The organism is Sphingomonas natans, from assembly GCF_030546695.1.
GTDB lineage: Bacteria > Pseudomonadota > Alphaproteobacteria > Sphingomonadales > Sphingomonadaceae > Sphingomonas_I > Sphingomonas_I natans.
The window spans coordinates 109584-126012 of record NZ_JAUOTP010000002.1 but is presented as its reverse complement, the minus strand read 5'-3'; the positions used below and the strand labels follow the sequence as shown (position 1 = coordinate 126012).

At 64.4% G+C, this 16429-nt stretch carries 19 protein-coding genes; 12 read left to right on the top strand and 7 right to left on the bottom strand.

The annotated features are described in order from the left end of the window. Window positions 1-13: 13 nt before the first annotated feature. Both aroB and Q4F19_RS04280 read right to left on the bottom strand, forming a co-directional pair. Window positions 14-1108 (bottom strand): 3-dehydroquinate synthase, encoded by a 1095-nt coding sequence (gene aroB / locus Q4F19_RS04285; protein ID WP_303540172.1) that lies wholly within the window; start codon window positions 1106-1108, stop codon window positions 14-16. Then, window positions 1105-1647, bottom strand: a complete 543-nt coding sequence (locus Q4F19_RS04280) for a shikimate kinase (protein WP_303540170.1) — start codon at window positions 1645-1647, stop codon at window positions 1105-1107. The genes aroB and Q4F19_RS04280 overlap by 4 nt, the downstream gene beginning before the upstream one ends. 119 nt (window positions 1648-1766) lie before the next feature. On the opposite strand from Q4F19_RS04280, the gene Q4F19_RS04275 reads away from it, so the two are divergent. Genes Q4F19_RS04275 through Q4F19_RS04260 form a run of 4 tightly spaced genes read left to right on the top strand, consistent with a single transcriptional unit; the run spans window position 1767 to window position 5590 of the window. Next, window positions 1767-1901: a hypothetical protein gene (locus tag Q4F19_RS04275; RefSeq protein WP_303540168.1), complete on the top strand. Its 135-nt coding sequence runs from the start codon at window positions 1767-1769 to the stop codon at window positions 1899-1901. Then, window positions 1885-3699 carry a hypothetical protein gene (locus Q4F19_RS04270; protein WP_303540166.1) on the top strand — a complete coding sequence of 605 codons (1815 nt, stop codon included), beginning with the start codon at window positions 1885-1887 and terminating at the stop codon, window positions 3697-3699. The genes Q4F19_RS04275 and Q4F19_RS04270 overlap by 17 nt, the downstream gene beginning before the upstream one ends. Then, window positions 3696-4595: a tyrosine recombinase gene (locus Q4F19_RS04265; RefSeq protein ID WP_303540165.1), complete on the top strand. Its 900-nt coding sequence runs from the start codon at window positions 3696-3698 to the stop codon at window positions 4593-4595. The genes Q4F19_RS04270 and Q4F19_RS04265 overlap by 4 nt, the downstream gene beginning before the upstream one ends. A gap of 50 nt (window positions 4596-4645) precedes the next feature. Continuing rightward, window positions 4646-5590, top strand: a complete 945-nt coding sequence (locus Q4F19_RS04260) for an acetyl-CoA carboxylase carboxyltransferase subunit alpha (RefSeq protein WP_303540164.1) — start codon at window positions 4646-4648, stop codon at window positions 5588-5590. Between the two features lie 109 nt (window positions 5591-5699). On the opposite strand, the gene Q4F19_RS04255 is transcribed toward Q4F19_RS04260, so the two are convergent. Continuing rightward, window positions 5700-5867, bottom strand: a complete 168-nt coding sequence (locus tag Q4F19_RS04255; protein ID WP_303540162.1) for a Flp family type IVb pilin — start codon at window positions 5865-5867, stop codon at window positions 5700-5702. Window positions 5868-6011: 144 nt separating this feature from the next. Further along, window positions 6012-6194, bottom strand: coding sequence for a Flp family type IVb pilin (locus tag Q4F19_RS04250; RefSeq protein WP_303540161.1), 183 nt, complete (start codon window positions 6192-6194; stop codon window positions 6012-6014). Between the two features lie 39 nt (window positions 6195-6233). Between Q4F19_RS04250 and Q4F19_RS04245 the strand changes: the two genes are divergently transcribed. Next, window positions 6234-6659 (top strand): (deoxy)nucleoside triphosphate pyrophosphohydrolase, encoded by a 426-nt coding sequence (locus tag Q4F19_RS04245; RefSeq protein ID WP_303540159.1) that lies wholly within the window; start codon window positions 6234-6236, stop codon window positions 6657-6659. On the opposite strand, the gene Q4F19_RS04240 is transcribed toward Q4F19_RS04245, so the two are convergent. Then, entirely contained in the window at window positions 6651-7517 is an 867-nt protein-coding gene (locus tag Q4F19_RS04240; RefSeq protein ID WP_303540157.1) for a methyltransferase domain-containing protein, read from the bottom strand. The two genes, Q4F19_RS04245 and Q4F19_RS04240, sit on opposite strands and share 9 nt — an antisense overlap. 44 nt (window positions 7518-7561) lie before the next feature. Between Q4F19_RS04240 and Q4F19_RS04235 the strand changes: the two genes are divergently transcribed. The 6 genes from Q4F19_RS04235 (at window position 7562) to Q4F19_RS04210 (ending at window position 11920) form a co-directional block, all read left to right on the top strand. After that, the gene (locus Q4F19_RS04235; protein WP_303540155.1) at window positions 7562-8338 is read left to right on the top strand and encodes a ComF family protein; all 777 of its coding nucleotides are present in this window, start codon (window positions 7562-7564) and stop codon (window positions 8336-8338) included. A gap of 45 nt (window positions 8339-8383) precedes the next feature. After that, a complete protein-coding gene (grxC, locus tag Q4F19_RS04230; RefSeq protein ID WP_303540154.1) occupies window positions 8384-8641 on the top strand; it encodes a glutaredoxin 3 in 258 nt (85 codons plus the stop codon). Further along, the gene (locus Q4F19_RS04225) at window positions 8641-9468 is read left to right on the top strand and encodes a carbon-nitrogen hydrolase family protein (protein WP_303540153.1); all 828 of its coding nucleotides are present in this window, start codon (window positions 8641-8643) and stop codon (window positions 9466-9468) included. Before grxC ends, Q4F19_RS04225 begins: the two co-directional genes overlap by 1 nt. After that, the gene (locus tag Q4F19_RS04220; protein ID WP_303540151.1) at window positions 9465-9938 is read left to right on the top strand and encodes a DUF1178 family protein; all 474 of its coding nucleotides are present in this window, start codon (window positions 9465-9467) and stop codon (window positions 9936-9938) included. The genes Q4F19_RS04225 and Q4F19_RS04220 overlap by 4 nt, the downstream gene beginning before the upstream one ends. A gap of 326 nt (window positions 9939-10264) precedes the next feature. Continuing rightward, complete coding sequence (locus Q4F19_RS04215) at window positions 10265-11605, top strand: tyrosine-type recombinase/integrase (RefSeq protein ID WP_303540149.1); 1341 nt, start codon at window positions 10265-10267, stop codon at window positions 11603-11605. Window positions 11606-11707: 102 nt separating this feature from the next. After that, the gene (locus tag Q4F19_RS04210; protein WP_341850156.1) at window positions 11708-11920 is read left to right on the top strand and encodes a helix-turn-helix transcriptional regulator; all 213 of its coding nucleotides are present in this window, start codon (window positions 11708-11710) and stop codon (window positions 11918-11920) included. Window positions 11921-12318: 398 nt separating this feature from the next. Here Q4F19_RS04210 and Q4F19_RS04205 read toward each other — a convergent pair whose 3' ends face one another. After that, window positions 12319-12918, bottom strand: a complete 600-nt coding sequence (locus tag Q4F19_RS04205) for a PEPxxWA-CTERM sorting domain-containing protein (protein WP_303540147.1) — start codon at window positions 12916-12918, stop codon at window positions 12319-12321. Window positions 12919-13281: 363 nt separating this feature from the next. Then, window positions 13282-13995, bottom strand: coding sequence for a PEPxxWA-CTERM sorting domain-containing protein (locus tag Q4F19_RS04200; RefSeq protein WP_303540146.1), 714 nt, complete (start codon window positions 13993-13995; stop codon window positions 13282-13284). Between the two features lie 1071 nt (window positions 13996-15066). On the opposite strand from Q4F19_RS04200, the gene Q4F19_RS04195 reads away from it, so the two are divergent. Beyond that, window positions 15067-16401, top strand: a complete 1335-nt coding sequence (locus Q4F19_RS04195) for a hypothetical protein (protein WP_303540145.1) — start codon at window positions 15067-15069, stop codon at window positions 16399-16401. Window positions 16402-16429: the final 28 nt, after the last annotated feature.

The following is a 16429-nucleotide window of genomic DNA, read 5'->3' as shown; positions in this document are numbered from 1 at the left end:
CCGGCGGATCGGCTCAGCGCTCGCCGTCGAGGAAGCGCGCCACTTCGGCCAGATCCACGTCCTTCGCCAAGAAGGTCTCGCCGATGCCGCGCGCGAGCAGGAAGGGGAGCTTGCCGCCTTCCATCTTCTTGTCGTGCGCCATGTGCGCCACGAGCGCCTCGCCGCTCGCATCGACATGCGCCTCGGCCAGCGTCGCGGGGAGGCCCGAGCGGGCGAGGTGGAAGCCGACGCGCGCGGCGTCCTCCTGGCTGCACAGGCCCTGCGCCGCAGAGAAGCGGAAGGCGAGCGCGCTGCCGCAGGCGACCGCCTCGCCGTGAAGCAGCACGTCCGAGAAGCCGGTCTCGGCCTCCAACGCGTGGCCGAACGTGTGGCCGAGATTGAGGAGCGCGCGGCGCCCGCTCGTCTCGCGCTCGTCCTCGCCGACGATGCGCGCCTTGGCCGAGACGCTGTGCGCGATCGCCTCGACGGTCGCCTCGGCGTCGCCGGACAGAACGTCGTCGCCATGCGCCTCGCACCAATCGAAGAAAGCGAGATCGTCGATCAGGCCATATTTGACGACTTCGGCATAGCCGGCGCGCAACTCGCGCGGCGGGAGCGTCGCGAGCACGTCGGGATCGATCAGCACGAGATCGGGCTGGTGGAACGAGCCGACGAGATTCTTGCCCGCCGCGCTGTTGATCGCAGTCTTGCCGCCGACCGAGCTGTCGACCTGCGCGAGCAGGGTGGTCGGGATCTGGACGAAGCCGCAGCCGCGCTTGAGGATGCTCGCGGCGAAGCCGACGAGATCGCCGATGACGCCGCCGCCGAACGCGAGGATCCGGTCCGATCGCTCGACGCCGAGATCGATCAGGCGATCGGTGAGGCTCTCCAGCATCGCCCAGCTCTTGGTACTCTCACCCGCGGGCAGGACGATCGTCTCCAGCGCGATGCCGCGAAGGCCGGCGGTGAGCGCGGGAAGCTGGCTGGCGGCGACATTCTCGTCGGTGACGACGACGAGCCGCCCGCCGCGCGCGAAACGGCCGAGATGATCGCCCGCCTGCGCGAGGAGCCCGGCCTCGATGCGGATCGGGTAGCTCCGCTCGCCGAGCCCGACGATGACGTCCTTCATTCGTGCAATGCCCTTACGATCGATTCGACCGCCGCCGAATGGGGCAGCGGTTCGCTTTTGATATGGACTTGGGCGAGCGCGTAGAACGGATTGCGCAGCGCGGCGAGATCGGCGAGCGCCTCGCGCGGATCGCGATTCTTGAGCAAGGGGCGCGAGCCCGGACGGCGGCGCACGCGATCGGCGAGCACATCGAGATCGGCATCAAGCCACACGGCGGTCGCGCGTTCGAGGATCAGCGCACGCGTCGCCTCGTGCATGAAGGCGCCGCCGCCGGTCGCGATCACCTTCGGGCGCCCCTCGATCAGGCGCGCGATGACGCGGCGCTCGCCGTCACGGAACTGCGCCTCGCCATAGCGCTCGAAAATCTCCGCGATCGAGAGGCCCGCGGCGCTTTCAATCTCGTGATCGGAATCGGCGAAGGGCAAACCGAGCCGCGCGCCGAGCCGCTTGCCGATCGTCGACTTGCCGACCCCCATCAATCCGACGAGCACGACCGAACGGTCTGCCGCATGGCGGTGGGCTGCGGGGGCGGAGGACATGGCGCGGGGGCTATACACAGGCGCCCCGCGTCGGGCAAAAGCCCCTCGCCACGGGGCTTCGCGCCGCGGGCGATCCGAAGTTTGCCGCGACGCCTCATGCGCCGCGGATGGGAGATGAGATGCCGCGTCCGCTGTTGATCCTGATCGTGCTGGTCGTCATCCTGGTGGTGGCGCTGTTCGCGCTTGCCTCGCTCGATCGCGAAGTGCCGCAGGTGCGCGTGGAACGGCCGCTCAGCAATGAAGCCGCCAAGTAAGGCGGGCCTCACGCTCGTCGCCGCGCTTCTCGCGGGCGGCGCGCTGATCGCACCCGCGATCGGGCAGCAATCGCCCGAATCGCTGCTGCCCCCCGGCTTCAACAGCTCGCCGCCGGCGCCTGCCACACAACCGGGTGCGGCCGCGCCAGCGCCCGGCGCGCCGGCGACAGCGACGCCGACGCCTCTCCTGCCCGACGCCGCGTCTGCTCCGGGGCTCGAACTGTCACTCGATGGCCCGGAGAATGTGACCGAGGCGGAGCCGTTGCCGCCGCCGGAGGAACTGCCGCCGGCCGCGCGCCGCGCATTCGATCGGGTCGGGCTCGACTCGGGCTATGGCGCGCAAGCCTTCGGCGAGGTCGACGGGCGCTATCTTGCGACGCTGATGCGGCTCGTGCAGACGCCGATCGCCTCGCGCTGGGCCGAGATCATGCTGCGCCGGATGCTGATCGCGCCGACGCCGGCACCCGCGGGCGAAGGCCAGGCCGACTGGGTCGCGGATCGCGCCGCCTTGCTGCTGCGCCTCGGCGAAGCGGATGCCGCGCGCAGCCTCGTCCAGAGCGTGGACGTCGAGAATTTCAGCCCGCGCCTGCGCCGCGTCGCGGTCCAGACGGCGCTCGCGACGAGCGATCCGGCCGGGCTGTGCCCGCTGCCGGACGGCGCGGAGACGATCGGCGGCCAGCCGATCTGGCCGATGGTGCGCGCGATGTGCGCGTCGCTCTCGGGCGATATCGCGACCGCCAACGCCTCGATCGGACGCGCGCCGCCTGGCGATCCGATCGATCATGCGCTGGCCGAGCGGATCGTGACCGCAGGCGGCGGCGGACGGCGCTCGGTGACGGTCGACTGGACCGCGGTGGATGCGCTGACCGACTGGCGCTTCGGACTGGCGACGGCGCTGAACGTCGTGATCCCCCAGGCCCTGCTGGAGGCGGCGCCCGCCTGGTTCCAGGGCTGGCTGGCGCGTGCGCCGATGCTGGCCGCGGCCGACCGGATCGCGCCCGCGCGCGCGGCGGCGGTGCTGGGCTCGGTCTCGAGCAGCGAGCTTGTCGATCTTTACAGCCGGGTCATGGACGAGGCGGGCGACGTGGATACCGAAAGCCCCGCCGGGCGGCTGCGCGCCGCCTATCGCGGCGACGACGATGCCGCGCGGCTCGGCGCGATGCATGCTTTGTGGGACAAGGGCGTCGGCGATGCCGAGCCGAGCGAGCGCGAGCGTTACGCCTCGTTGCTCGTGACGGCGCGCGCCGCGGCGGGGATCGCGCCCTCGGCCGATCGCGAGGAGGATTATGTCCGATTGCTCGGATCGATGTTCTCGGCCGGGCTCGATCTGCAGGCGAATCGCTGGGCGGAGCTGATCGGCGGCGCGAGCGGCGATGCGGCGGATCGCAGCTGGGCGATGATCGCGGTCGGCGCACCGCGCCCCGGCCTCACGATCGATGCCAAGCGCGTCCGTGCGATCGCCAAGGCGGCCGGCGACGACGGCCGGCATCATGCGGCGATGTTGGTGGCGGCGCTGGCCGCGCTCGGTCGGCTGCCGTCGGCCGATGCCGCGAAGATCGCGCAAGATCTGGGGACGCCGCTCGGCGGGCAGAGCGGCTATGGCCGCGCGCTGGACCGGGCGGTGACCGCCAACCAGCCGGGCACGGTCGCGATGCTCGTCGCGACCGGGCTGCAGACGCCGACGTGGAGTGGGGTCGCGCCCGCCGATTTCTTCCGGATGATCGGCGCGCTGCGCGCGGTGGGACTGGAAGGCGAGGCGCGGATGATCGCCGCCGAGGCCATGACCCGCCTGTCATGACGGAGGCGGGCGATCGGCAGCTGATCGATCGCTTCCTGGAGATGCTTGCTGCCGAGGCGGGCGCAGCGCGGAACACGCTGATCGCCTATCGCACCGATCTGGAGGGTGCGTCGGCACATCTCGCCGGGCGGCTCGGCGAGGCGGATGCCGGGGCGCTGGAAACGCTCGCCGCCTCCTGGATGGAGCTGGCGCGCACGACGGTGGCGCGCAAGGCATCGGCATTGCGGCGCTTCTTCGGCTTCCTCGCCGAGGAAGGGCTGCGCACCGACGATCCCTCCGCCGCGCTGCCGCGCCCCGGCGCGTCGCGGCCCTTGCCCAAGATCCTGGGGCATGAGGATGTCGCCAAACTGTTCGCGGCGATCGAGGAACGGCTTGTGGAGGCGCGCAGCCCCGCCTCGCTGCGCCTCTCGGCCCTGTTCGAGCTGCTCTACGGATCGGGGATGCGCGCGACCGAATTGGTATCACTGCCGCGCAATGCGGTGCGCGCCGACCAGCCCTTCCTAATCCTGAAGGGCAAGGGCGGGCGCGAGCGGCTCGTGCCGCTGTCGAATCGCGCGCGCGCGGCGGTCTCGGCCTATGCGGCGACGCTGCCGCCGGGCGGCGCGTGGCTGTTCCCGTCGGGCAAGACGCATCTGAGCCGGGTTCGCCTCTACCAACTCGTGCGCGAACTGGCGGGCGAGGCGGGGATCGCGCCCGATCGGATCAGCCCGCACGTCCTGCGCCATGCCTTTGCGACCCATCTGCTGGAGGGCGGCGCCGACCTGCGCGCGCTGCAGACGATGCTGGGCCATGCCGATATCGCGACGACGCAGATCTACACGCATGTCGACAGCCGCCGGCTGGTCGAACTCGTCAATGCGCGGCACCCTTTGGCGGACAAGGGGCGGCTGGGCTGATGCGCCGCGACATTGACGCCCGCGCTCGCGGCTCTTAACCGCCCGCGCTTATGGTGGCATTCCTCGACTTCGAGAAACCGGTGGCGGAACTCCGCGCGCGCATCGACGAACTGCGCGAAACCGCGGACGCCAATTCGACGCTGAAGATCGATGCGGAGGTCAACAAGCTCCAGCAGCAATCCGACAAGGTGCTGCGCGATCTCTACGCGAAGCTCACGCCGTGGCAGAAGACGCAGGTCGCGCGCCACCAGGAGCGGCCGCACTTCCGCGATTATGTCGCAGGCATCGCGAGCGACTTCATGGTGCTCGCGGGCGATCGCGCGTTCGGCGACGATCAGGCGATCCTCGGCGGGCTCGCGCGCATCGGCGGCACGCGCGTCATGCTGATCGGCCACGAAAAGGGCGACGATACGGCGAGCCGCATCCGCCACAATTTCGGGATGGCCAAGCCCGAGGGCTATCGCAAGGCGATCCGGCTGATGAAGCTGGCCGAGCGATTCGGGCTGCCGGTCGTGACGCTCGTCGATACGGCGGGCGCCTTTCCGGGCGTGCAGGCCGAGGAGCGCGGCCAGGCCGAGGCGATCGCGCGATCGACCGAGCAATGCCTGGAGCTGCGCGTCCCGATCGTCGCGGCGGTCGTCGGCGAGGGCGGATCGGGCGGCGCGGTGGCGCTGGCGGGCGCGAATCGCGTGCTGATGTTCGAACACGCCATCTATTCGGTGATCTCGCCCGAGGGCGCCTCGTCGATCCTGTGGCGGACGTCGGATCGCGCGGCGGACGCGGCCGAGGCGATGAAGATCACTGCGCAGGATCTGGAGAAACTGGGCGTGGTCGATCGGATCGTGCCCGAGCCGATCGGCGGCGCGCATCGCGACAAGCCGGCGGCGATCGCGGCGCTGGGCGCGGCGATCGGCGAGGAACTGGCGATGCTCGGCGAGCTGTCACCTGCCGCGCTGCTCGAAGCGCGGCGCGCGAAGTTTCTTGCAATCGGCTGACGACGGACGCTGACGCCTGACCGGGGTCAGGGGCGGCCGGGCGGTCGGGCAAACGAAAAAGGCCGACGCGGTTTCCCGCGCCGGCCCCTTTGTCGAACGTGCGAGTGTCTTACTGCGCGTTCATGTTGTTCGACACGTTCGAGAACGTGTTCTTCAGCTTCGTGCCGAGCGTCGACATCGCGCCGATGGCGGCGACGGCGATCAGAGCGGCGATGAGACCGTATTCGATCGCGGTCGCGCCCTTGGAGTTCTTCAGGAAGTTACGGATCTTCAACATATACTCTACTCCTCGCAAGCAATTACCGAATCGATGTGCGCCTGACCCCACCAGTCCCCCGATCCGTCGGGACAGCGAGGTTGTGTATAAGGCGAGAGGGTTTCCGAAGATTTAACGCTGGAAAAGAAGTGGTTAGCGAAAAGTTTATGTGTTGGGCGTGACCGCGGAGACCTTGTTGGCCATGTTGCCCCACAGATTTCCGGTCGCCCCGCCGACGCTGGAAATGCCGGCGACGATCGCAATGACGACCAACGAGACGATCAGGCCATATTCGATCGCGGTCGCGCCCCGTGCGTCGCGGCACAGCTTCGTCAGGAGGTGTCGCATGTTCGTCGCCCGCATTTCGCCAGTTCACGGTCCGCGGTAATGGTTTCGGGTAAAGAAAGCCCTTCGGACGGCCGGTTGCTGGTCGTCGCGGCCGCGCTGGTCGATGGTGACGGGCGCGTGCTCGTCCAGCGGCGCCCGGCGGGCAAGCCGATGGCGGGCCTGTGGGAATTTCCGGGCGGCAAGGTCGAGGCCGGAGAGACGCCCGAGGCGGCGCTGATCCGCGAGCTGGCCGAGGAACTGGGGATCGAGACGTGGGGCAGTTGTCTCGCGCCCGCGGCCTTCGCGAGCGAAGCGCTGGGCGAGCGGCACCTGATCCTGCTGCTTTACGTCTGCCGGAAGTGGCGCGGGCTGCCGCAGGCGCTGCACGGCGAGGAATTGCGCTGGGTGCGCCCGCTGGAGCTTCACGGGCTGGCGATGCCGCCCGCGGACCGGCCGCTCATCGGGTTGCTCGAAGCCTTACTCTGAGCGTGGCTTGAGCGCGGCGGCGAGGCTCGTCGTCGCTGATCCGCGCTTGGCGGGCTGCGGCTGGTTCGGGCCGGGTGCCCAGCCGGTCATGAACAGCATCGTGAAACGCTCGCGCGTCCGCCCGTCGGGATCGGCGCGCTCGGCGAACAGGCGGGCGATCTCGGCGAGGCGCGCGCGGCCGAGCCAGGGGGGCGCCTGGCCGGCAAGCTGGTTGCCCGCCGCCATCCCGCGCAGATCGGCCATCAGCTTCAGCGGCGATCCGTAGCGGACGTCGATCGCCTCGCTATCGGCGACGGGGAGCGCGAAGCCGGCCCGGACGAGCAGGTCGCCCGCGGCCGGCACCTCGATTTGCGGGTGGAAACGCTGCGGCATCCCGCCTTCGGACACCGCATCGGCGGCGCGGACGACATCGCGCAGGGTGCCCAGCGTGCCTGCGCCGAGGAAGGCGGCGAGGAACAGCCCGTCGGGCCGGAGCGCGCGGCGGCACTGGACGAGCGCGCCCGGCAGATCGCTGACCGTATCCAGCACGCCCGCCGAGACGATCAGATCGAAGCTGGCGGGCGCGAAGGGCAGGCGATCCTCGTCGCACTGGATGCCGCCTGCGGCGGCCGCGAAGCGCTGGCCGGCGTCGGCGGGCGTGACGGTCAGCCCGCGCGCGCGCAGCGCCTGCGTCAATGTGCCATCGGCACAGCCGAGGTCGAGCGCGTCGGTGAGCGGGCGGGTCACGAGATCGAGCCGGTCGAGCAGGCCTTCGACCATCGCCTCGCGCAGGAAGGCATGATTCGCGAAACCGGGGGCGGCGCGGTCGCGGCGCAGGCGGCGCAGATCGCGATCGAAGATGTCGGGCGGGGTGGTCACGGGCGCGCTTGTGCGCGCGAGGGGGCGTGCGGCACAAGGGGCGGATGGCGAGCCTCGCGCCCTTGCCCATCGTCCGCGCCGGCCTGCGCCGGATCGTCGATTATGCGCTGCCGCCGCGTTGCCCGGGCTGCGGGATCATCGTCGGCGGCGATCACGGCTTCTGCCTGGCCTGCTGGCAGGCGCTGGATTTCCTCGGCGGGCCTGCCTGCGCGGTCTGCGCCGAGCCGCTGGAACTGGCCCTGCACGCGGATGCACGCTGCGGCGCGTGCCTCGCCGATCCGCCGCCCTTCGATTCGCTGCGCGCGGGCGTCGCCTACGGGCCGATCGCGCGCGCTTTGGCGCTGAAGCTCAAACATGGCGGGCGGGCGGGAATCGCGCAGACGATGGCGCGGCTGACGGCGCGATCGATCGGCCCGCAGGCGCCCGAGACGTTGATCGTGCCCGTGCCGCTGCATCGCGGGCGGCTGTGGATGCGCGGCTACAACCAGTCGGCGTTGATCGCCCGCGCGCTGGCCGGGCAGGTGGGCGGGACCGTCGCGATCGACCTGTTGCGCCGGACGAAGCGCACGCCTCTGCTGCGCGGGCTGGGGCCGGCGGCGCGACGGCGCGCCGTCTCCGGCGCCTTCGCGATCGCGCCTGGGGCGAAAGCCAGGATCAAGGGTGCGCGGGTGATCCTCGTCGACGATGTCTATACGACCGGCGCCACCGTCGCCGGCTGTGCGCGGGCGCTGCGCCGGGCGGGGGCGTCCCATGTCGCGGTCGCCTGCTGGGCGCGCGTCGTGAAGAGCGCGGACGGAGCCGATGAAGGGGCGATCCGTTGACAATCGGCGCCCGGCACATAGGTCGGGAGGCCAAGAGGAGTGTGCATGCCCAAGGTCGAGATCTACACGAAGATGTTCTGCCCCTATTGCGTCCGGGCCAAGCATCTCCTGACGTCCAAGGGCGTCGATTTCGAGGAACATGATATCTCGATGGGAGGTCCCAAGCGCACCGAGATGCTCGGCCGATCCAATGGCGGGACGACCGTGCCGCAGATCTTCATCGGCGATACCCATGTCGGCGGATCGGACGATCTGGCGGCGCTCAATCGCGCGGGCAAGCTCGACCCCCTGCTCGGGCTCTGATGCGCGCGGCGATCCTCCAGACGACGACCGGGATCGATCCGGCGCGCAATGCCGCCGTGCTGGCCGACGCCGTGGCCGAGGCTGCCGCCGGCGGCGCGGACATGCTGTTCACGCCCGAGATGAGCGGGCTCGTCGATCGCGACCGGACGCGCGGGCGTGCCTCGATCCGGGATGAGGAGACCGACCTCGCCTTGGCGGCGATGCGCGAGGCCGCGGCCAAGGCGGGCATCTGGGTGCATCTGGGGTCGCTCGCGCTCACCGGCGGCGCGGACGGGCGCTTCGTCAATCGCGGCTTCGTGATCGACGATGCGGGCGCGATCCGCGCGCGCTACGACAAGATCCACCTGTTCGATGTCGATCTGGCGAGCGGCGAGCGCTGGCGCGAATCCGATGCCTATGCGCCGGGCACGCAGGCGGTGGCGGTCGAGACGCGGTGGGGGCGGCTGGGCCTGTCGGTCTGCTACGACCTGCGTTTCCCCGATCTGTATCGCGCGCTCAGCGATGCGGGCGCAACGATCCTGTCGGTGCCCGCCGCCTTCACCGTGCCGACCGGCCTCGCCCACTGGCATGTGCTGCTGCGCGCGCGCGCGATCGAGGCGGGCGCGTTCGTCGTCGCCGCGGCGCAGACGGGGCGTCATGAAGACGGGCGCGATACCTTCGGCCATTCGCTTGCGATCGATCCGTGGGGCGAGGTGCTGCTCGACATGGGCGACGCGCCCGGCCTCGGCTTCGTCGATCTCGATCTTGGCCGGGTCGCCGACGTGCGCGGCCGCGTGCCCGCGCTCGCGCATCGCCGCCCGATCGGGCCGGTCGAGGTCGCGGCATGATCGTGTTCGATCTCCAGTGCGATCGTGCGCATGTGTTCGAGGCGTGGTTCGGCTCGACCGAGGATTACGAAGGCCAGCGCGCACGCGGGCTCGTCTCCTGCCCCCTGTGCGGATCGGGCGAGGTGGCGAAAGCGGTGATGGCGCCCAATGTGGCGCCGAAGGGCAATCAACTGCCCGTGCCGACCCGCCCGGCTGCGCCGACGGTGCCGGTGCAGGGCGGCATGCCTGCGCCCGCGCAAATGAAGGCGATGCTGAGTGCGCTCGCGCAGGCGCAGGCCAAGGCGCTGGAGGGCAGCGAGCATGTCGGCAAGCGCTTCGCCGAGGAAGCGCGCGCGATTCACGACGGCGACGCGCCCGAGCGCGTCATCCACGGCGAGGCGACGCCCGCCGAGGCGAAGGCGCTGGCCGAGGATGGCGTGGCTGTCTCGCATCTGCCCTTCCCGGTCGTGCCGCCGGGGCAGGTGCAATAGCCCGAGGACTCGATGCCGAGCCCTCGCGGCTTGTCCTCGATCGGCAGGACCGGCTAAGGCGACGCCGCCCGCTCCGCCGCGATCGGCGTGTGCGTGGCCTGGCCCCGGTAGCTCAGCAGGACAGAGCAACGGTTTCCTAAGTCTCGTTAGCTGGCACCGGCCGACACGGGATGAGACAGGAAATCACATATTAAATCTAATAATCACAATAAGATCGTGGGTCTAAGCTGTTGCATTCGGTCTTGGCCGGCCGCAGGCTGTCTTGTGCGTCTGTTACCCCATTGATTACCCTGAGACGCGAAACTGTGCTCTGATTCGAGGGTTTGATGGCAGCGGCAAGGGCGTTCACCGCGCGTTCGGTGGACAGTGAAAAAGCGGCAGATGCACGCCGGGAGATTGGCGATCCGGGGTGCCCTGGCCTGCTGCTAATCGTGCAGCCTAACGGCAAGAAATCGTGGGCCTATCGCGGTCGTCACGCCGTCACGAAGCGACCTGTCAAAAAAACCTTCGGAAGCTATCCAGCACATTCTTTGGCCGAGGCGAGGGAATGGGCAATTGGTCATCGTCAGGCTCGGGAACGTGGGGTCGATCTAGATGACGACCGCCAGGCCAAGGCAGTCGAAGAGACGCGGCAGCGTGATCTTCTGGAAGAGCGCCAGACAAAAACTCTGAACTGGTTCTGGGATACGTATTACGACCCACGCTACGTCGAACGCCTTCGCGATAAGCGCGAGACCCGTCGCCTTTACGACAGCCATCTAAGGGCGTCGCTTGGCTCGACTTGCATATTCGATATCGAGCATGACGATCTGGCGGCCATCGTGGAGGACGTGTTCGGCCGCGCACCCGCCGTAAGCAATCGACTGCTAAGCTTGACGAAAACGATGTTCAAGCGAGCCGCGCGGGAGCTTCGAGCTGTGACGGGCCTGAAAGTTAGCCCTGCCGAATACCTTCCTAGGCTCCATACGCAGGCCACCCGAGAGCGAGTTTTGGACGACAGGGAGCTAGCCTATTTTCTGCAAGCGATCGATAGCCTCGCAGGCGCCAAGTCTTACGTTCGCACCTATACCTCGATAACGAGGCTCGTGTTGGATACGGGAGTCCGTATTTCCGAAGCAAGAGAGGCTGTGTGGTCGGAATTCGATCTGGATGAGCGGACTTGGCTGATCCCGAGCGAGCGAACAAAAAATCATCGGCCCTTCCTGCTGACGTTGCCCGAGAGCGTCATTTACCGGCTCAAAGTCGCGAAGTCGGCAGCGAAATCGCCTTGGGTTTTCCCGAGTTCTCTCGAACCGCGCAGGTGCTTCAATAGCGTTTCAAAAGCGCAGGAGGTGCTTTGGCTTAGGACGCGACATATCGCTGCTGCGGACGGCTACGCCTTGGAGCGTTGGTCAGCTCACGATCTACGCCGCAGCTTTCGAACGGGACTGCGCGCGATCGGCCATCGCCAGCGCTTGAATCACGTTCTTACAACCGACTTATTAGAGGCGCTGCTGAATCACGTATCCGGCGCTTCCAAAGCCGGTGTGGCCGGCGTCTACGATCGCTACGAGTACGCAGAACAGAAGCGGGAAGCTTTGCAAATTTGGTCGACACATATCGCAAAGCTAGCTCCCAGGGAGCCATCGGAGTCCGGTACCAAACATACAATGCAAGATGGGAAGTAATCTCGAAAGTAGAGGTGCCATAACCGCAAGAGTAACGGTTGCCACGGCGCGATCCCGTCTATAAATGGTCACCCCGCCGGCCACTCAGGGCCGAATGACTTGATGGCGGGATTGATTATGAACGACTTTATGCTATCGCAAGCACAAGTGTGCCGCGCGCTGAACCTCTCGCGGGCTACTCTCCATAGGATGCGCCGAGTGGGCGCCTTCCCGCCGCCGTTGAGGCTAAGCGTCAATCGGATCGCTTGGCGCGCTTCGGTGGTTGAGCGTTGGCTGGCGGATCGCGACCCGCAACTGGCGACCATACTGTCCTAGGCCATAACCAAATTAGCGTTACCGCCGGTTACGGAAGCGTTCGGCAGGGCACGATTAAACGCCTTTCAGAAATGATGGCAAACGTGCGGTTCGATGGCGTAGATTTTAGCCCGATCCTTTCGAGCGCGCAAAATATGGCATCAGAGCCGTTTTAAGGCCCGTAGGGCCGCGGAACGAGCTTCTGCCCGCAACCACCGCGCAATTTGACTTGCGGCTCTCATAGGGCATTCTAGCGATCTATCGTGCGTGGCGACCAATGTGTCAGCGCCAATCGAAGTTGGCTTCACTTGCTCCGCCGTAAGGCGGTCTGCGCGGTATCTTGATCGTTCAAAAGACGGGACGGAAGTGATCGCTACCCTTCCGCCCCGACCCATGGCCTTTGCAAAGATACTATCGCGTTAGGCGAAGCTGGCGCTGACCTTGCGGCGACGCATCCCTGCACCGATCATACCGAAGCCACCTATGAACATTGCCCATGTTGCCGGTTCGGGAACGCTTGCTGCGGAAATAACCGTGCTGACTGACGGCGCGCTAAGACCAGTGAATGATGTTGCAGAGAACGCGGTCGAAATCGTCCGGAGCGTAAAGGCGGGGTTGCCGGTATGGCTGCTTTGAGAAAGCGTGCCGCTTATCAAAGTGTCATAAAACGGCAGATTATCCACCGAAGGTTGGCCGCCGCTCGCGCTCGCTAAAACAGTCGTGCTGCCAGCAGAACTGGTTGCCGAAACTGAAAACGAACTTTCAGTAAGGCTTGTCGAGACATATTGGCTGCTGGAACTATCGTAAAGCAGGAAAGAAGAGGGACCAACATCTGAGTTCGTATAATAGTTAAATTCAACGTTGTAGATTTTCGCCGTGGCGCTTGGATCGGGACCCTGATTGAGAACCAAATATGCATCCCCCGTCAGCGTGTATTTGACGTAGGTGGTCGCATCGACCTGTGAAGCACCCATCGTCAGCGCAGCTACGCTCGCCGCGATCATCCGTCCAATCTTCATGAAGCCCCCCATATAGATATCAGGGCGCAATGGCGGTGGGCTATCGGATTGTAAAGTGGGCGATATGGCATTTTTTAAGGGTTTTATCGGCGCTTCGTGACCGACGCTTTCACAGCCTCCTCCTTTTCGAAAGCCGCAATCGCTTCTCGCCGTATATCGAGATTGGTTTTGATCTTGCGAGGGCGGGTCACCGGCTTCTTACTGGGGCATTTGGTCACCCCTTCCTCGTAATATCGGGCAGGATCGTAGCAGTAGTTTGGGTTGCCATAGTTGAGAGGTTGACCTTGCAGGGCACTGCCCGCCAGCGCCAGCCCAAGGCCAGCGATCCACTTCGCGATCCCGATGTGCGAGCCTCTTACAGTCTCAGCCAAACGCCACCCGGACCTTCCGCCGCCGCATCGCCGCTCCAATCAAGCCGAACCCGCCGATGAACATCGCCCACGTAGCGGGCTCGGGGACGGCGTTTTCCAGTGAAAGCGTCGTCTGCATATTGTTGGACTCGATCTGGTAAGTATACAAACTGAATGCAGAGAAGGTCAGTTTTTGTGACGCGAAAGCCGATTGCCCGAGCGGAAGATGGGACATGTCGGCATCAGGAAGAGCCGTTGCAGTCGGATCGAACTGTACGAGATACAGAAATATTGATGGCGAATCGCCAAAGTTAAACGGCGTCGGGTTCATTCCTGAAGCAGCACCCAAGCTCAAATAGATTTGGTCAAGGGTCGGAACTTGGGGTGACAGAGGGACATTGTTCGAGATGTATAGGTTACCGTCAGAGCCATAGTCATATGTTTTGCCACCGACCGTGAGCTGAAATGAGGCATTTTCTAGTTTATAATTGCCACAGCAAAATGCCGCTGATCCCGAGAGCAACTCGGAGTCCGTATCGAGCCTCACCTGAAGACGAATATCATCCCCTAATTGAGGATCGCTGCTCGAATACGGGCCTTGGAAACCGCTAAATGAAGCGCCAGCCGATGTGATCGTTCCGACACTGTTGAGCAGGATCACGGCGGCATCTGCCGTACCAGCTACCATCGCAGCAACGCTTGCCGCGATCATCAACCCAATTTTCATGAAGCCCCCCCCCGAGATAACCCAAACGCAATGGCGGTGGGCTATCAGCTTGTAAAGTCGGGTGTATGGTTAATGGTTGGTCCAAGACGGAACTAATCCCTTCGCTATGTTAGCACTTCGGAGCGGATGCCCTGCTCCCTGCTGGACCTCCCCCGCATCCGATCCACTCCGCCCTTACAGGCAGACGGTTGATTGCGTGATCGATCGGCGAGCCGGTTGAAGCGCCAGCATCTTTCCCCGTTTCTGAACGCCCGCAACCTGCTGCGCCCCATTCGCAACGGTGGAAGCTGTGAGCCTCGGATTCCCGGTGTCCGGTTCAATGCAACGTTCGCTTTGGAGCTAAGCATAAACGGTACTGCATATCCGCGTATTAGTAGCACACGCAGATTGCTTCCCATCGCCAACGTTCAATCGCCTCTGTATTATTCACATAACACAGTCTTCGCACGTGTGAGCTTAAATAGGTTCTCCGTCACCGCATCGCGCTGCGAGGTTTTCCCTGCTTTGTTAAAAACTGTCGTATTATAAACGAGAATAGATCGGCCTTAACATCAAAAGCGTCTAATCTTATAAACTTTTCTTATAGTTACCTTAACGTCCCAGAACCTCAATCCGCACTGAAGTAACTGCAACCTCAAAGGCTTTTCCCCCTGCGAATACTACGCTAGAGGCAGTTTGCAGTCAGCGATGCCTGCATGGCCCTTTCCTTCCGTGGACGCCGGAAGGGAGGGGGCGTCCCCATTTTCGACCTAATGAACGCGGCGAACCCCTACGGCGAGCCGGGGAAACGTGTGCCTTATGGAGATTTAAGTGACTGATTTATCTAAGTTTCAGAATGCTCGCCTACAACGGGAACGTGACGAGTGCCGTGCCAACGCAGAGAAGCTAACCAAGCTGGCCGGTGACGTTCGCTACATCATGGAGCGGCCTTCTACCCCACTCTATGAATGCCCCGATCTAGACGAGGCCTATACCCTCCTGCTCACCTGCGCCGGCAATATGGCGGAATATCGCTAATTTACAAAAACGGTACCAGTTAACTACAGGGAAAGAGAGATAGATACACATATCATGTCTGTATTATTAAATAGTGGCTCAAACCTTATAGAAAGAGACTATAGTGATGATGGCCTATTGTTAAGCGGTAAGGCTATCTCGTTGATTGCGAATGAGTCTGTTGACAGACTTTTCTCACTCTTAAAACAGAATCAAGAATGGGAATATAATTCACTGAAAACAAGGAAGGCATTGGAGTCGTTCCTCAATGACCTTTTAGGATTGGCTTCAAAGAAGGATGGTTCATCCCTATTTCGCTCATTGCATAAGCCCTCCTTCAAGGGATGCTATATCGGTTACAGTCCTTTTATCCGGGTTTTCAAAGGACTTAGGGACGCGGGGTTCATTGAGGTCAAGCTAGGCTTCTATTCCCGTCGGGAGGATGGTGGCGACGGCACCGCAGCCCGCATGAAGGGAACACGAGCCCTATTCGAGTTTCTGCTTGGGTATGGCATCACTCCTTCCAACTATGGGGATCACTTCCGGTTCATCACCGGTAGCCCCGATCAGGTTCGTGATCCGGTCAGGCTTAGGGCATCCAAGAAGAGCGATTTCTGGCATCCGCTTAGGGGGAGGCGCCTTCCTATCGATATGGCTGACCCTAGGGTGGAGTCCTTGGTCTACCAGATGCAGGGGCTTAACGGCTTCGTCGCGCGGCACGTTTTCACCGGTTGCGTCTTTGAAGGCTTTTTCCGCCAGTTCAACCAAGGCCGGTATGACAAAGGTGGCCGAGTCTATGCGATCGGCAACTTCCAGAACATGGAACGAGAAAAACGACCGGGCATCCGCATTAATGGGGAGCGGGTGTGCGAAGTGGACGTGTCAGCCAGTCACCTGACCATCGCCTACCATCTTCTCGGCATACCGTTGCCCGACGTGGACGATCTATATGCAGGTTCGGGGATAGATAACCGGAACGTGGTGAAGCGGTTCGTGACGGCCACCTTGGGGGCGGGGAAGATACCCCGGCAATGGCCCAAAGGGTCAAAGATCGACTACCTGAAACGTGAATTCGGGATTAGAAAGAAGGACTGGGACTACACCACAGAAGAGCTATCACGGCTTCAACGGGACTACCCGTTCGCTATGGTGAAGGCCGCCGTCGTGAAGGCACTGCCGATCCTGCTAAAATGGCAGGATAGCGGCTTCACATGGGCGGACCTCCAATACCGGGAGAGCCTTGGGCTCATTGCTACCCTAGAGGAACTGGCGTTCCGGCATGGGATACCGGCGCTCCCTCTGCATGACTCAGTTATCGTCCCGGCTTCGAAAGCAGCGCTTGTAGGGCGTGTTATGATCCAAGCTTTCTGCGAACATGCAGGCGTCCTCGTCCGAGTCAAGACCAAGTAGGAGGGGTTGCCCCCTCCTACAGCAAACA

What these genes read in the sequence shown, in the direction of transcription:
- Q4F19_RS04245 (WP_303540159.1), top strand. Translation starts at nt 6,234, where the DNA reads ATGGTTTCGGGTAAAGAAAGCCCTTCGGACGGCCGGTTGCTGGTCGTC.
- aroB (WP_303540172.1), bottom strand. Translation starts at nt 1,108, where the DNA reads ATGAAGGACGTCATCGTCGGGCTCGGCGAGCGGAGCTACCCGATCCGC.
- Q4F19_RS04200 (WP_303540146.1), bottom strand. Translation starts at nt 13,995, where the DNA reads ATGAAAATTGGGTTGATGATCGCGGCAAGCGTTGCTGCGATGGTAGCT.
- Q4F19_RS04280 (WP_303540170.1), bottom strand. Translation starts at nt 1,647, where the DNA reads ATGTCCTCCGCCCCCGCAGCCCACCGCCATGCGGCAGACCGTTCGGTC.
- Q4F19_RS04210 (WP_341850156.1), top strand. Translation starts at nt 11,708, where the DNA reads ATGGCGGGATTGATTATGAACGACTTTATGCTATCGCAAGCACAAGTG.
- Q4F19_RS04265 (WP_303540165.1), top strand. Translation starts at nt 3,696, where the DNA reads ATGACGGAGGCGGGCGATCGGCAGCTGATCGATCGCTTCCTGGAGATG.
- Q4F19_RS04250 (WP_303540161.1), bottom strand. Translation starts at nt 6,194, where the DNA reads ATGCGACACCTCCTGACGAAGCTGTGCCGCGACGCACGGGGCGCGACC.
- Q4F19_RS04220 (WP_303540151.1), top strand. Translation starts at nt 9,465, where the DNA reads ATGATCGTGTTCGATCTCCAGTGCGATCGTGCGCATGTGTTCGAGGCG.
- Q4F19_RS04195 (WP_303540145.1), top strand. Translation starts at nt 15,067, where the DNA reads ATGTCTGTATTATTAAATAGTGGCTCAAACCTTATAGAAAGAGACTAT.
- Q4F19_RS04260 (WP_303540164.1), top strand. Translation starts at nt 4,646, where the DNA reads ATGGTGGCATTCCTCGACTTCGAGAAACCGGTGGCGGAACTCCGCGCG.
- Q4F19_RS04270 (WP_303540166.1), top strand. Translation starts at nt 1,885, where the DNA reads ATGAAGCCGCCAAGTAAGGCGGGCCTCACGCTCGTCGCCGCGCTTCTC.
- Q4F19_RS04275 (WP_303540168.1), top strand. Translation starts at nt 1,767, where the DNA reads ATGCCGCGTCCGCTGTTGATCCTGATCGTGCTGGTCGTCATCCTGGTG.
- Q4F19_RS04255 (WP_303540162.1), bottom strand. Translation starts at nt 5,867, where the DNA reads ATGTTGAAGATCCGTAACTTCCTGAAGAACTCCAAGGGCGCGACCGCG.
- Q4F19_RS04205 (WP_303540147.1), bottom strand. Translation starts at nt 12,918, where the DNA reads ATGAAGATTGGACGGATGATCGCGGCGAGCGTAGCTGCGCTGACGATG.
- Q4F19_RS04235 (WP_303540155.1), top strand. Translation starts at nt 7,562, where the DNA reads ATGGCGAGCCTCGCGCCCTTGCCCATCGTCCGCGCCGGCCTGCGCCGG.
- Q4F19_RS04225 (WP_303540153.1), top strand. Translation starts at nt 8,641, where the DNA reads ATGCGCGCGGCGATCCTCCAGACGACGACCGGGATCGATCCGGCGCGC.
- Q4F19_RS04215 (WP_303540149.1), top strand. Translation starts at nt 10,265, where the DNA reads ATGGCAGCGGCAAGGGCGTTCACCGCGCGTTCGGTGGACAGTGAAAAA.
- grxC (WP_303540154.1), top strand. Translation starts at nt 8,384, where the DNA reads ATGCCCAAGGTCGAGATCTACACGAAGATGTTCTGCCCCTATTGCGTC.